Source organism: Paraburkholderia sp. GAS42, from assembly GCF_050436565.1.
Lineage (GTDB): Bacteria > Pseudomonadota > Gammaproteobacteria > Burkholderiales > Burkholderiaceae > Paraburkholderia.
Genome location: NZ_JBNDML010000007.1, coordinates 168650 through 183096, shown reverse-complemented (window position 1 = coordinate 183096; position 14447 = coordinate 168650). Strand labels below are relative to the sequence as shown.

The 14447-nt window shown below is 56.7% G+C and carries 15 protein-coding genes; 5 read left to right on the top strand and 10 right to left on the bottom strand.

Annotated features, from left to right (window positions below):
* Positions 1-133: 133 nt before the first annotated feature.
* The gene (locus P3T16_RS13170) at positions 134-829 is read right to left on the bottom strand and encodes a hypothetical protein (RefSeq protein ID WP_429342636.1); all 696 of its coding nucleotides are present in this window, start codon (positions 827-829) and stop codon (positions 134-136) included.
* Between the two features lie 204 nt (positions 830-1033).
* Between P3T16_RS13170 and P3T16_RS13165 the strand changes: the two genes are divergently transcribed.
* The 3 genes from P3T16_RS13165 (at position 1034) to P3T16_RS13155 (ending at position 3965) form a co-directional block, all read left to right on the top strand.
* Positions 1034-1351 carry a helix-turn-helix transcriptional regulator gene (locus P3T16_RS13165; protein WP_429342635.1) on the top strand — a complete coding sequence of 106 codons (318 nt, stop codon included), beginning with the start codon at positions 1034-1036 and terminating at the stop codon, positions 1349-1351.
* Positions 1352-1433: 82 nt separating this feature from the next.
* Positions 1434-2507, top strand: coding sequence for a plasmid replication initiator TrfA (gene trfA / locus P3T16_RS13160; RefSeq protein ID WP_429342634.1), 1074 nt, complete (start codon positions 1434-1436; stop codon positions 2505-2507).
* Between the two features lie 936 nt (positions 2508-3443).
* The gene (locus P3T16_RS13155) at positions 3444-3965 is read left to right on the top strand and encodes a hypothetical protein (RefSeq protein WP_429342633.1); all 522 of its coding nucleotides are present in this window, start codon (positions 3444-3446) and stop codon (positions 3963-3965) included.
* Here the strand turns inward: P3T16_RS13155 and P3T16_RS13150 are convergent.
* The 9 genes from P3T16_RS13150 to P3T16_RS13110 form a co-directional block, all read right to left on the bottom strand.
* Positions 3948-4331 (bottom strand): hypothetical protein, encoded by a 384-nt coding sequence (locus tag P3T16_RS13150; RefSeq protein WP_429342632.1) that lies wholly within the window; start codon positions 4329-4331, stop codon positions 3948-3950. The genes P3T16_RS13155 and P3T16_RS13150 overlap by 18 nt on opposite strands.
* Positions 4332-4345: 14 nt before the next feature.
* Complete coding sequence (locus P3T16_RS13145; RefSeq protein WP_429342631.1) at positions 4346-4594, bottom strand: hypothetical protein; 249 nt, start codon at positions 4592-4594, stop codon at positions 4346-4348.
* Between the two features lie 271 nt (positions 4595-4865).
* On the bottom strand, positions 4866-7136 hold the full coding sequence (locus tag P3T16_RS13140) for a DotA/TraY family protein (protein ID WP_429342630.1): 2271 nt from the start codon (positions 7134-7136) through the stop codon (positions 4866-4868).
* A 5-nt stretch (positions 7137-7141) separates the two neighbouring features.
* Positions 7142-7663: a hypothetical protein gene (locus P3T16_RS13135; RefSeq protein WP_429342629.1), complete on the bottom strand. Its 522-nt coding sequence runs from the start codon at positions 7661-7663 to the stop codon at positions 7142-7144.
* The gene (locus tag P3T16_RS13130; RefSeq protein ID WP_429342628.1) at positions 7660-7941 is read right to left on the bottom strand and encodes a hypothetical protein; all 282 of its coding nucleotides are present in this window, start codon (positions 7939-7941) and stop codon (positions 7660-7662) included. Before P3T16_RS13130 ends, P3T16_RS13135 begins: the two co-directional genes overlap by 4 nt.
* A 658-nt stretch (positions 7942-8599) precedes the next feature.
* Positions 8600-9727 (bottom strand): CAP domain-containing protein, encoded by a 1128-nt coding sequence (locus P3T16_RS13125; RefSeq protein WP_429342627.1) that lies wholly within the window; start codon positions 9725-9727, stop codon positions 8600-8602.
* A complete protein-coding gene (locus tag P3T16_RS13120) occupies positions 9678-9890 on the bottom strand; it encodes a hypothetical protein (RefSeq protein WP_429342626.1) in 213 nt (70 codons plus the stop codon). The genes P3T16_RS13125 and P3T16_RS13120 overlap by 50 nt, the downstream gene beginning before the upstream one ends.
* A gap of 296 nt (positions 9891-10186) precedes the next feature.
* The gene (locus P3T16_RS13115) at positions 10187-10696 is read right to left on the bottom strand and encodes a hypothetical protein (RefSeq protein ID WP_429342625.1); all 510 of its coding nucleotides are present in this window, start codon (positions 10694-10696) and stop codon (positions 10187-10189) included.
* A gap of 47 nt (positions 10697-10743) precedes the next feature.
* The gene (locus P3T16_RS13110; RefSeq protein WP_429342624.1) at positions 10744-11484 is read right to left on the bottom strand and encodes a hypothetical protein; all 741 of its coding nucleotides are present in this window, start codon (positions 11482-11484) and stop codon (positions 10744-10746) included.
* A 790-nt stretch (positions 11485-12274) separates the two neighbouring features.
* Between P3T16_RS13110 and P3T16_RS13105 the strand changes: the two genes are divergently transcribed.
* Positions 12275-12667, top strand: a complete 393-nt coding sequence (locus P3T16_RS13105) for a plasmid mobilization protein (RefSeq protein WP_429342623.1) — start codon at positions 12275-12277, stop codon at positions 12665-12667.
* A 2-nt stretch (positions 12668-12669) separates the two neighbouring features.
* On the top strand, positions 12670-14445 hold the full coding sequence (locus P3T16_RS13100; protein WP_429342622.1) for a relaxase/mobilization nuclease domain-containing protein: 1776 nt from the start codon (positions 12670-12672) through the stop codon (positions 14443-14445).
* Positions 14446-14447 lie beyond the last annotated feature (2 nt).

The window sequence follows — 14447 nt, the reverse complement described above, 5'->3', positions numbered from 1 at the left end:
CAATGTTTTGTGCTTCTTCAAATTTTGTCAAATTTCCTCATGTTTTGAATCTGACTCCGCCACTTTTCCGCCAGCACTAACTGTCGTCATGCTCGCGTTGGGTGAGCGCCTCCTTTTCCGCAAGCCGCTGGCGCTACCGGCTACGCTCAAAAAATTCGGTCAGGTCGTCGCCATTGGCTTCCAAGAACCCGAACCATTCGCACAGTGGATGTGGGTACGCCGAATAGCTCCGTCCACCGAACCAAAGCCTCAACTGCTTTACTTTGCTGGGGTGGTGATCCGGCAAGGGAGAGGAAGTGGGAATCGATTCCAGAAGCTCTCCGTTGTCGTCAACTGGGCAATATGGATACCAGTCGTCCGGTACGGCTTCTTCACAACGCGCTTCCCATGCGTCTTGGCCGTAACAGGATAGCGGCCACATGCACCGGCAGTGGTCGAGGCATCGGCATCGGGTCAGCCGACCGCCGAGCGATTCAATTGAGGAACTCCAACGCTGATAGCAGCGTGCAGCTTCTTCGTCGCTCTTGGGGGGGCGGATCTCGCGCCCATTGGGGCCACCAGTGGCCACCGGCAGCAGGCCGAGCAGGATTCGGGCTTTTCCGCTTAGGAATCGGGTATAGGCTTTCCCGCGGTTTTTGAAAATGTCAGCTGGATCCCACTTTTCAAGCGTGTCCGCGAGACCGAGTTGGATTAGGTCGTCGCTGTCCAGCCACCGCCGTTCGGGCGTGGAAAACATTCGCACGAAGCTGATAAGCCGGTCGCGCATCATTGGCCGCTTTCCATAGCGATACTTGCCGTAGGCCGCGCCATTTGCTTGAGGGAGGCCCACGATCGACTCGAGTTTCGTCTGGGTGTAGCCGCTCCGGACCGCGACTCTATCGAATACGGAGCGTGTGGTGCGCCGCTCCAGAGCCCTATCAGTCGTCATCTTGTTTGTGCTGGATGCCATAACTCGCGATCTTTGCCTTTAAGGATTCGATACAAGAGTACGCACACTCATCCTCATTGGTCAAATATGAAATGAGGTAACTCGATGCAGGCAATATCAAATCACGCTGATTTTCGCGAGAGATTCTCAAAATACGATCCTGAGGCGCTGATCGGTCCAGCGGAATTCGCCGCCCTAATTGCGATTACGGTCAGTGCATTTCGCCAACGAGACATCCTTGGCGAGTTTCCGCCCGCCGTCATGCGAGGAAACCGCTGCGTGCGTTGGCGTGTTTCAGATGTACGTGAATGGCTACGAGGACTGAAGCCGCAGGACAAGCGACATGTAGCAAAGGTCGACGTCAATGGCACGCCGAAGCCGCGCCGTGGTCGCAAGCGGCAGTCGGCTGAGCTGATGGCTTAAGGCTCAGGTACCGGCGATGAAAAGCGTGGGCACCAACTCTCCAGCGGACGACGCTACCAGACCAGCACTGCGGGATACCGAGATGTTCGATCTACCGGTTCAGCTTGAGATATGCACGCCCGGGCCGTATGAATTGCCAAAAGAGCTTGAAGGAATTGCACTCGACTCCGCTGTACTTGGAGCGCTGCAAAGCGGTAAGCCAGTCGCTGAAGTCCTCCGAAAATTCCCTCGCGCAGTAGCGACGTCGGCCGCGAGTGAGGCAAAGTTGCAAGCTGCCGAGGCGGGCTTTCGTGACAAATCGATGACGCCTGGACAACAGCTGACGTTGGGGTTCTGGCCGCAGGGATTCCGCGCCGCGCCCAATGAGCTGTTCCGTTGCGCTCTCTTCAATGCGCGTAACAGAAACGTTCGACGAAAATACCTCAAGGATTTCGAAGTGTTCGTAATTGGGCCGGGGAGCATCCGATATACAGGCGAAGAATTGAGACAGGATGATCTACGAGTCTGGTTGCAGCTCATCGAACTTGCCAAAGCTTCGCCTGGGGAGGTCATACGCTTTAGCGCTCATTCGTTTTTGAAAGAAATCAGATGGCCCATCAAGACGACGTCAACATTTAAGACGGGCAAGAAAGCGGGGACGATTGTCAAAGGTAGCTATGAGCGCCTGAGAGAAATCATCACGCGCCTGCAGGCAACGTCCCTTCGGTTGGTCTTTGATCGGCTTGGCTCGACGGGCGAGGGCTTTTCAATGATTCCCCATTTCCGGTGGAGAGACGAAAGGACAAAAAAAAATCTCCCGCTATACGAAATCAGGATTCCCATTGAGTTGGTCAAGTTGTTTGGTGAGAGATCGAAATATTCCACACAGATCGAATGGCAGCAGCGTTTGGACCTCAATGACGGCCTCGCAACCTGGTTGCATGGCTACTTTGCCAGCCATCGCGAGCCCTTTCCGGTGAAACTTGGGACGTTGATGGCTGGGGCAGGGTTAGAAGCCAACCGGTTGAAACATTTTAGGCAATCCATCAGACAGGCACTCAAGGAACTTGAACGAGTAGGGTTTCTTGAGAAAGGGTCGGCTATTAACGACGCGGATCTGGTGGTCGTCATACGAACGAGATCGAACAGTGTCCAGCGGAGTCCGAAAGACGCCTAACTTTAGACCGACCGGGACGGTTTGGAAGCTGGCAATCCATGCCGGTCGATCAGGTTGCTTGGCAGGCAATTTACCTGTCGCGCAACTTGCCTGACAGGAAAATTGATCGATTTTTAGGCGGTAGCGGCGCATAACTCTAGGCCGACCTACGCCTAACTTTAGGCCGGCCTATACTAACTTTAGACCGACCATCTCCTAACTTTAGGTCGACGGATACATAACTTTAGGCCGGCCGCCTCCCTAACTGTAGGCCGACCTGACATTGTCCGAGAGCCTTGCCGGTAAGGGGGTTACGGCCGAAATTTATTTTTCTAACCGTTTACTAACCATTCTTTAACCGCTTTTTAACCGGTCCCTGACCTGTGGACAAGATATCGGCAATCGCTTCGTTTGTTGTCGGGTATCGGTCGAAGTTGACCGCTGGTCAGCCTTACATCCACCCCGGTGAGGGAGACAAGTGCGCGCTGTGGCCGCGAAACCCCCAACCCCTACGCAACCCCTTCAGACCCACTATCCCGATCCTGGACGGTGCACGCTGTGCGCCGGGTGGTGCGCGAAGGTATCGAACCGAAAGCCGCTCTAAGCTCACACAACACCCGCAAAGAAAAGCCGCGGTCGTCCACCGCCATTGCGCGTGAGCGCGCAAACGCATCCGGTCATCCAGCGTTTTTAAAAGCAGCTTGCAAGGACAGGGGTGAATCGGGTTTTATGGCTCGGAATTAGGCTGGTGGCTGGCTTGGCGCAGTTTGTGTGAGGGGTTCTGCGCACAACGGGAACGTCAGCGCCGCTGAGAGGCTGCGATTTTCGGCCGCCCTGTAGATGATTTTGGGGGTGAATTGGTGGCGGTCCCGCACGATCGATCAAAACGCCATGGCGTAACCGGGGGTGTCCGCGTATGCTGGCTTTCACAGATCAACAAGCACGGAACGACCGCACATGCCAGCCGACAAGTTAGGCCGATTTATGACGAGCCCAGAATTCCTGCGGCGCGCTAATGCCGCCGTTGTGCAGGCCTGCCGCGGGTTGCAGGCGAAAGGCATCGCACCAGCCTGGATCGAGCGCGGACCCATCGGCATCACTATGCAGGGAGAGCAGGCGCAGGAAGTCATCGAGGAGTTGCTGCGCGGTTCAGAGCACGCCGCGTTGCGCCGTCAGGTGGTCGAGCTTGGGAAGCAGGAAGGCGACACGCAGCGCGTGAGCGAAGCCGTGCGGACGGTTGCTCGTGCGCTGCTGCTGGCGAAAACCGCCATGCCTGCAGAGGGCGCTTTCCAGGAAGCCATCGCCGCAATGCTGGAGAGCGTGAAGCAAAGCCGGACTCTGGTCGAGATCGGCCTGCTGATGGTCGACGCCGAGGCGGCGACGTGTGACGATGTTTTTCGCGATAGAAAGGTCATTTCCGATGCGCTGTTTGCACAGCGCATCGAGGCAATCAGGAACACGCTAATATTGCGCGACTAAGCGGCAGCGGATTAAGCATTCGCTGCCGGCGTAATCGATGCCATCCAATTGCGGCTGGCCGCAGCCTATGCGAGAGCGCGTCGAACACTCCGCAGTTCCTACATGCTGATCGCGTCGGACATCTGGGCAAAAAACGCGCTTCGCAAACTCAGGTGCCGCCGCCTTCGCCGCCTCAATGGTGGCAAAGCCTCCCGTCTTGTAGCCCAAGTAGAGCAGTGCAAATTTACCCACACGCTCGGCTTGCGCATGCATGTCGTTACCTGCAAACAAGGCTGTCTGAGACACAGCGGAGCTTTCTCCGTACCACTGTTGCTGCGGTAATTTCATGAGTTGTTGGCTGCCGCTGCCGTAGAGTTCAATGTGCATAGTCCATCCAAGGATCAGAGCGTGGGTTTCGTGCTGCGAACTGTTCTGGCGAGTCGGGCCGCCAAGGCGGCGTAATCGTCGCGTTCCTGCTCGATTACTTTGAGCTGTGCCTCAATTGCCGCGAGCTTTGCCTTGAGCTTCTCCGCGTAGGCCATCCACTCCTGTGCCATTCGCGCATTAGCGTCGGCGACGGCCGCGTTGCGATCGGCTACACGGCGGTTATCTTCGGCAACAGCAAACGCGTATCCAGACATATCGGGCATGACAGCTCCTATTTCTTTAACCGGGCAGCCTTCAATAAAAGGCGCTCGATGAGCGCCGTTTCAGTGACTGACGCGTCACTCTCCCGCATCAATTTTTGAAGCGCAGCGTGAGCTTCCGGCGATAGGCGAAAAGTCTTTCGGGCACCCCCCGCCGCAACGAGTGCGGCGGTGCTTGCCGCGACTCGATCGCTTGCGGTCGTTCCTTCAGGAAATTTGCGCGGACGGCTCATGTATTTATTGTAGTCGCACACAAAACAAAATCAACCCACTTTCAATCATCCAGTGGTGGTGGGGATATGGTCGCATTAGCGGGTGCCGAGGTCGGGCTTCTCGGACCAGGACGTCCCAATGGAGCTGCAGCATTTCTGCCGTGTCCGACTGCCCCGCCAAGGACACCATGGCTCTTGTCGTGCATGTCTGATCCGACGCGACCGGCAATCTGGCCGCCGATCCACGAAAACATCTGATCCGGGATCACGTGGATCATGCTGAAGAGGCTACTACAAAGCGTCTGGCACATACCCACGTACAGGACGATAAAAGCCAAGATGCTAACGATCCCCGTCACAGAACCGAACTGCGCATTTTGCATGGCGACGACGAACATCGTGTTGAGCAGTGTGCCCAGTGCAACGATACCCATGCTTGCGAGGATAAATCCGACGACCATGGCGACCGGCCGGAGCATCAGGTTGAGCAGGAAAATATAGCCGTGTGTGGTGCGCTGCCCCAGCCCTTCTCCATCGCCGTCCAGGTGCGCAAAGGCCCACAGCGGCGATGCAACGACGCCTTCACACACAATCACAAACCAGCTGGTAATTCCGCCGAACCAGGTGATGAACGGCAGCATGGGAAGGTAGACCGAGAGCATCACGCCGAAGAAAAACAACGCGATGGCCAGCATCAAAAACAACGGTCCGAGCGCATCCAGAACACCTTTGATGGCACCCATTACTGCGCCTGACACACCGCCGGTTCCAAGGTTTAGCGCCGTTGAAACAACCTTTCCTAACGTCGATCCGGTCGCCTCTTCGAAACCTTTGGCAGCGGCATATCCCGCGAGTAGCGTCCAGCCTGAATCGAGGATGGTGTCTCCGAGGTTCTTCATGCCGATCAGCGGGTTGATGCCCGTTCCGCCGTTCGAACCCGATGGTCCCGCGCTGGACGTCAGAGAAATCACCTTGTTCACGAGGGCCTGGCCGGGAAACAGGCTCGTAAAGATGCCCTGCGGGTCGGTGGTTCCCGTGAACAGGTTGGTCGCTGCTGGCGGTGATTCACTGGAGGACGAGGGTGAGGAGTTCGCGGTAGAGGTCGACGCGTCCTGCTGGATCTGCTGGTGGTATACCGCCAGCACAGTGTTGTAGATAGCCGGATAAGGCAAGCTATCCAGACTGGTCGGCGGCACGCCTGTCGCACTCGACTTCGCCATGGTGGTGAGCTGCGAGTTTGCCATGGCGAACGATTGATACCACCCACCCAGCATGATCCAGCCGTCGCGAGTGAGGTTCGATTGAACCGTGGTGCCTACGTTGCTGATCGAGTCGCCGGCAGCGCTTATCGCGGCCTGGATTGACTGCTGGTAGGCCTGCGCGGCGTTGTTGATCGTTTGCTGCGGATCCTCAGGCCGTTTGCCGCTGTTCACCGCCTTGATGTAATCTGCCGCGGCGCTCGAAAGCGTGGCCTGCATGGCAGTGAGCGCGCTTTGCTGGGCTGATTGCAACGATGACGAAATGCTGGCGGTATCCGGCGCGTATGCGGCAAGGCCTGTGGCCGATGCGTCATCTGGCGGAGTGGCTGCAGCTGCTGAAGATGCTGCGTCGATCTGTGCGCCGCCGCACGACAACCCGTTCTGGTTCATCAGAACGATCTTGCCTGTCGCGGTCTTCGCACTAAACTTTTCGCTCGCGTCGGCCGACACGTCCGTATCGTCGGGCAGGTTAGACAGCGCCTGATTTGCGGCCTGCGCACACAGGTTCGCTTCGTAGAGCGCTTTGGAGAGCGTCGTTACCTGTGGCGCGACGGGAGAACTGAGCATCGAGCCACCGCTCGCCAGCACGCTGGTCGCCGCGTCCAGACTCAGGTTTGCAATGCCCACGCCGAGCATCGCGGCCCAAAGCATGATTGCCTGTGCGCCCGAGTACCCCCCGAACACTGGCACCAGCATGCTGAATCCGCCGCCCATGCGAGCCACATACCAAGGCGATGACTTCTTCTGGCCGAGAAACTCGCCCTCAGCGCCGGTCGCGATCAGAGCCGAGACGAAGTGATAGAGCGCCCAAATCGCCCCTACCCCGAGAATGCAGCCGTTCATCACGAGGAACAAGTGAGCGAGCATACCGCCAGAGCCGCCGCCCGAAAGCGGGTTCGTGACGATCGATCCAAAAACCATTTGCAGCACCGACATCGACTTGTCAGTGCCGTTGTTGGCCGCGCTCGTAATCTGGCCGATGGACTCGGTTTGCTGCGCCATGACTGCCGGCGACGTCGCGGCCAGCCAAAAGAGGGCAAACAGTGAGCCGGTGCGTTTTGTGAGTGTGTTCATCGCGCTTACCGGAAAGGATACGGATTGAGCAGGCGCAGCAGGACGCCACGCGTGCGAAGGAATTCGCTCACGCTACCCAGTGGTTCATCGGGACGCGTCGGGCCAACCTCCATCTGCCAAAGCCGGTGTTCGTCACGGAGCACGAATAGCGCTGGCATCGTGCTACCGACGATGCCGCCATAGACGCCGAGAATATCGCCACCGAGGATGCCGCCGAACGCGTACGACAAGCACACATATACAAACGCGAGCGCGACCCTCTTGCGGGTAAGGCAGTCGCTGGCGATCTTTGCCAGCGGGAGCGCGTCAGCCGGTCGTGCGGCCAACGCCTGATTCCATGTGCGCACGCGTCGCGTCTTTGTCTGCCCTTCTACCTGTTCCTTTAACTCGCCGATCGCATGCGCGCCGGTCATGATCGTTGCGCGGGCACTCCCTAGCGCCTTCACAATCGGGTAACCGGGGATCATGTTGAGGCCGATTGTCTTCACCAGTTTCAGAGCTGGGCGTTGTTGTTTTTGTGCGCTCACTTCCGATCTCCAATGAGGTTTGCGATCGCGTTCAATTCTTTGATGATCTCGCGGACCACGTGAGTCCAGCCCCAAAGCACAACGCTCGTGGTAAGTACGGCACCGAGCCAGTAAAGCCAGTAGATGTTGTCATGGTGATATAGCGCGTACACCATGAAGACAGCAACAATCGGTGTGAGAAAGCAGAGGTCCTTCACGCCTTGGGCCAATTCCGGGTTGGGACGCTGGCGACGCGTCATTCGACGCAAGGACTCGATATAAATGGCGATCTTTTGCATCAAGAACTCCTTTATTAATGACCAAGGCTACTGGTTTAGTGTCCGCAGTTACCGTCAAAGACAACTTGCGTCTGAGTCCAGCGATCCACATTCCCGCCGGGAGACACCGAGCACATCAGAAAGTACAAGTTCTGGCCGCCATGGCATTCAGTCTCGTACACAGGGCCGGAACCGTTCCATTCCAGCACGGCATCGCCAGGAAAGCTGGGGTCGTGACCGTTGGCATTCATAAAACCCGCGAGGGAAAAGCCGCTCGGGACGCTCGTTTGACACGAAGTCATCGGATCAGGGGTAGACGGCGGAATCGGCGGCGGTGCCGCGCAGCTCGGCGCGGTCCATGTGGAACCGGTCCATACCGCCGGAGACACGGTTGTGTCGCCCGGAGGGCAGACCGGCTCAGCCTGGTAGTTACACGTTGGCGACGTCCAGCGCGAACCGATCCATTGAGCGGCGGCAGCCGTGGTCCAGCCGGCGGCGGTCGAACAGGCCGGCTGTATTTGCGGGGCTTGATAGGTCGGGGTCAGACATTGCGCATCTTGATTGCCATCCCCGCACCCTACCGGCGGCTGAGCGAATGCGGCACGGCCTGTGAGCAGTAGCACGGCTACGAGTGCCACCTTGAACCAATAGGATGCGAGTTTCATTTGGCTCTCCCCTATCAGTTGCCAGTCGTGAAAGACCACGCGAGATTGATTGGTGCGCCATCACGAGCACCCGTGAAGCTCGCCGTATAGACGGTGTTCGCAGCAAGGGCCTGCGACGGCACGAAGGCGGTAACGCCCGCGCCGAGCAGCTTGTTGGAATCGACGGTTGCACTCGCAATCGACCCGGCTTGCGCCGCTGCAGGAATCAGAATCAGCCCTGGAACGCTACTGCCGTTCGAAGCCGTCGTGATACTCGGGGCCGGGTTGGGCGTCTCCGTGACCATCGTGAGCGCGACACCCGTTTCGTTTGCCAGTGGCACATGCGCTACTGCTGTGGTCGCCATCTGCTGGCTACCGTATCCGGGAATAGCATTCGCCTGCGGCGTGCCGTAGACGCCGGTTGTCGATCCGAAGTCGAAGTTGCAGACCGCGAAGCCGAGTTGACCGGAAACCGGCATGTATCCGATGCCGACCGTTTGCTGAGGATCGGTGATCCCGGCGAGGTGATACACCGTATTGTAAAGTTGGTTTACGCAGTCCTTGCCGGCGGCTGCATCGCTTGCCAGCATCGAATCGCCCACAGTCTCGCCGATCCATTCGGTAGCCGGTGCGCCAGCCTTACGTGCCCGATCGAGAGGGGTGTCGGCGTAGTAGTTAGCGAAGCTCGACAATTCATCATGCGACAACGCGGTGAGTTTGCTGTTGATGAAATTCGCGTTCAGATAGGTCGCGTGTGCCTGGGCTGACGTGTCCAGGATCGGGTCTTGCGTCAGCGCACCGACACCCATCGCAAGACGGTACGCATTCAACTGGTTGAATGCGGCGAATTGCATGCTGGAAGCCGCATAGGTCGACGTCGGAGCCGATGTTGTCAGCGGCGTCGGGTCCTGCGGAGTTTGGGGTACGGCAGGAGCGCTACTGCCGCCGTCACTGCCGCCACCACCACACGCGGAAAGAACGAGAGCAGCGATCACAGCCAACGGAAGACATTTATTGTTCTTCATGAAGAAGCCCCGAGAAAAATAGTTTTTTGAAAACGTCGCAAAAGGCGATACGTCGTAAAAAGCGATACATCGCAAAAAACAATGCTTGTTAGCGACCGCCCGAATAAATGGATGCGAGTCGCTGGTCCAGAAGGCCAAACAGGAAGCCACGAAGCTCGCCCGGTTCAGTCGCCTGAATGAGTACTTGGATGCGTTCGGGTTTCATCAGGAATGGATCTTCCATTTCAAATATCAACGCGAGATCGGAATCGAGCGGCAGTGCCGCGAGGGGGTGGGATGCTTGTAAAATTGGATCAGCCATGGCGAACCTCCAGTCAGGTTTGGCAGGGTTAGGCGTATTGGGCGGTGCCAGCCACCTGATACGCCGCCACACATACATTATGTACAACTAAATAGAAATAATTTAGCAATATCAATTGTCACCACTAACGCCGTCGATGCAATCCCCTTCGGTTGTGTGTTTGCGCTATAGCGCAATTTTCATCAACTATTTTTTATTACCAGCATGTAATTTGACTGCTAGTCAAAACGTTGTTTGATTGACAGAGAAAAACATGCGACTGTGTAACATTGGGACGGTCACTTGGCTTATTCCCCTTATTTGAGAATCCGTCGAACTCGGTTCCAGAACGCCTGAGCCCATGACCTGCTGCCGGAGCCTCTCGACGCAATAGCAGGTCGCAGACTCAACCACTGGATGTCGTGTTCAGTGAGGACTCGCAGCCGACGGTCCCGGCCATCCGCCTTTTTGACGGCCTCGTGTAGCTTGGTTACAAGCTCGCCAACCTGAGTCTCCGCCTTGCTCACAGCATCATCGAGGCTACGGATCAGATCGCCATATCGATCGTCAGCTATGGTGCTGGCGTTTTCGAGGGCCTTGAACGCGGCGTCCCGCATGCTTTGCATCAGAGAGGCGACTTCTCGCTGTGCGCAGCCCTCGATCATTGTCATTGCCTCTTCGCCCGACGAAATAAGCTCTTCACGTTGTTTCTTTATCTGCTCGAGGATCGGATCTAGCGCTGCGGTCTGTTTCTGTAAAGCGTCGGCCAGGACTACCTCGATGATCAACAGAACTAGAAAGAGCGGATCATCCTCGGAGATTTTCATATCCCGTTTTTCTAGGATGAGCGCCCGAAGTGCTTGCAAGTCCATAGTTACCAGCCAACCGCGTCGAGCTGCTTGAAAACGTCATCGAACATTCGATTAAGACGGCGCTTGTCGAAGAAATCGTACTTTGCGTTCTGCATAACTTCGTCAATCGTCAGGCGGGCTGCATTCATGCGTGTCCACGCAACGCCATTTGTCTCTGGGTTATATTTAAACAGCACTACTCGGCCGGCGATATTCTTCTCATAGCCTTTGTACAGACTGGTTTCGGAAAAATGCTTTCCGGCTTCAGTTGCCAGTGCGCCGTTATGCTCGTTCTCCCAGACGATAATGGGAATATTCGCGGACTTTGCCACCTCGGCAATATCATTAAAACCGTCGGCGGTCTCCTTATACGTGTCTCCGCCACCGATGATGATGTGGATATACGTTTTTTTCCCCTGTTCTTTCCATAATTCGAAAATATCATTTTCGATGATGTAGGCAAGGACGGGAGAGAAGCTGTTCGACCCAGTATCAATGACAGCATTGCCGTTATGTGACATAAGATCGATCGCCCATGGGTCAAATTTCTTCGGGTCGAAAGTGCGAGATCCTTCACGCATGACGTTGAAATGTTTCGCATCAAAAGCTGTGTAGGCCGCGAAGGTTTGGTTTTCCTGATCCATGTCATAAGCCACGAGAGTTCCTGGGTGGCGGGACATCACCCAGTTTGCGTGATAGCTACAGGTGACGGTTTTCCCGATGCCGCCTTTCGACTGCAAAAATAGGTGATTGGTGTTTTGCATAAATTTTTCTCTTATTCGTCCAGGTTAAGTTCTTTCTTGGTGCGCGTGAATGTTTTCGGCCGTTCAACTACTGGTTTATGGCTGGGCGAGCCGTGTGTTCTCTCCAGTGAAACGGCCTCCGGTCCCATGTGAAGGTTGCTCTGCGTCAGTGGGGTGATTTGATGTACGGCCGGAGTGGTCGTGGCTCGCTGACAGGACGTTTTGATCATTCTCGTGGGCGAAGGTATGCCAGCCTCAGCTCGCTCTTCCCTGATCCGTTCCAAGGCCGATTTGAAGCTGGCCAGCGTCATTTTGAAACCCTGTTCCTGAAGTGCTGTCACCACTGCTTTACGACGAACCCCCGATCGCAGTACGGTTTCCACTTCATCGAAAACGTCTCGGAGTCTTGCGGTCTCCGATCGAGCCTTGTCATCATTCGCCAAGGCGCGCAGCGCGACTGTGAGCCTCTCTCGCGTCATCCGCGTTTCTCTCCGTATATCCATTGCGGCCAGTATGCGGCCGATCCTCGGCCGCAATACAGGCAAAAATCGGCCTTTTTGGGTGCCTTCTTGGGCGGCGTCTTATTTGGATGTTGCCGAAGCTACGTGGCGTATGTATGTTGTCCTAATTAGGAGGCCGCAGACGTGGTTCGCTAGTCGGAGAGGTAGCAAGGTGTAACTCGCGCTTCGCTTGAGTTGTTACCCTCGGGCGAAGCCCTCGCCCCCGATCGCTTTGCTCTGGGGTTGCCTTCGCGCCGCGCTTCGCTCGGCGCTGCGCGTTTCGCTTCGCTCAACTTTGCAGAAGAGGATGCATGACCATTGACGTTAGCAAGAGGCGTCGCCGTGGACCGGTGCCCCTAGACTCCGACGACAAGCGCGATCACACGGTGTCAGTCCGCCTGAATGCCGGGGAGATAGACCGACTGGATTCGTTGCGTGCGAGAGTGTCCATGCAGCGCGGAGAGTACCTACGTGCTGCTGCGCTTCACCAGTTGCCGCCGACCATTCCGGCGATCAACCGCGAGGCGTGGGCGGCAATGGCGCGCGTTGCCGGTAACCTGAATCAATATCAAACTGCGATCAACGAAGGGTGGGCGCACGAATATCCGCTGGATTTTCTGAGAAAATTGCGCAACTTGGTGAATGATTTGCGCCGCGATTTAATTGGCGTGCGGCCAGCTAGTGACGGCGGCGAAGAAGAATAACTATGAAAGCCAACATTACTCGCGGGGGTGGTTTTCGTGGAGCGCTAAACTACGTTTTTGACGCAGGTCCAAAGGCCACCCACACGAAAAAAGCAGAGCTCGTCGGCGGTAATGTGATCGGGGATAATCCGATGGCTCTTGCACGTGAGTTTGCAGTAGTGCGGATATTGAGACCGGATATAAAAAAGCCGGTGTGGCATTGTTCGCTCGCTTTGTCGAAGGATGAGAGACTGTCTACTGAGAAGTGGAACGAGGTAGCACGGGATTTTATGGGGCGTATGGGTTTCGAAATTGATAAAAGACCCTATGTAGTGGTCAGGCACAACGATACGAACCATGACCATATTCATATTATCGCGTCACGAATAGCATTGGATGGGAGTGTCTGGCTAGGTCGGTGGGAAGCCCGCCACGCGATCGAGGCAACACAGGAGCTTGAAAAGAAACATGGATTAATCGTAACTCCGGGACTCGGAGATGCTCGGGCAGAGCGGAAGAAATCAAGCCGAAATGAAACGAAATTGGCGACGCGAACGAGGCAGGAACCGCCGCGCGAGCGTTTGCAGCGGTTGATTGATGGCGCAGTGAAAGGAGAGCCGAGTGCACTAGAGTTTGCACAGCGGCTTGAAGCCGTTGGGGTTAATGCGCGAGTTAATCTCGCAAGCACTGGTCGCCTGAATGGTTTCAGCTTCGAGATCGGGGGCATCCATTTTAAGGGGCAGGATTTAGGAGAAGTCTACAAATGGAATGGGTTGCAAAAGCGAGGCGTTACCTATGAGAAAGAGCGGGATAGCGCCGGTCTGGAACGTTTCCGGGCGGCTGCAGCGGTGCGGAAAGTACACGGCGGTGACGATCGGCCAGTCTTCGTGCAAGCCCCGAGGCCCGACCTATGGAGGGCATACCAGGCATGGAACCAGCAGCGATCGCAACAGCTTGATGAGCGCCGCACCGTGCAACGAGAGAGCGAAAAGGTCCGTAGGACGGCCGTCAAAAGTAGTTTCGAGGCAAGGCGCACGCAGCTTAACGCGGAGCGCAGCGCCGGCAACGCCGCGCAGATCCGCGCGCAGCTATCGATCGCACGCATGGAGCGCGCAACAAGTGAGGTTGCGTTGCGTGAGCAGATCGACCGCGAGCGCGCCGAACTTAAGGCCGCGAGAAATCGACCGTATGCAGAGCGGTATCTGGATTTCCTTGCGGAACGGGCGCAGACCGGCGACGAGTTGGCGCTTGCCGAGTTGCGCAGGATGCAACACGACAAACCACGTCCGATCGAAGGCAGCGTCGCCGTGCAATCGGCCGAATACATGTCGGCCGCTGTGCGCGATCCGTTCCACGAGGACATTGCGCTGTCCCACGTGGTTCACGTGAATGGTGACGTCTCGTACTCGCGCGGAGCCGACAAGATCATTGTGGACCGCAGGCATGAAGTTGCCCTCCTCAGGCAAGACGACAAAACGATCGAAACCGCGTTGCGATTTGCGATTGCGAGATGGGGTAACCGGCTCGACATGGCCGGGACTGACGAGCTGAAACGCAGGGTCGCCGAGCTGGCAGCGGAAAAGCACATGAACATCACGTTTGCTGATCCTGCGATGAATGCCATCGTGGCCGAGCGAAGGCAACAGATAGCGCAGGCGAGCATACGACGCTATAAAAGCTTGGGGGACAGGGCCGCGCCTTTGCTAGGTGCGCGCACGGAGCGTGATGCAGACCAGGCTCCTGAACCTCAGGAACAACCGCAGCAAACGAGTGGGGGAGGGGCTCGGCCACGCGGTTGATG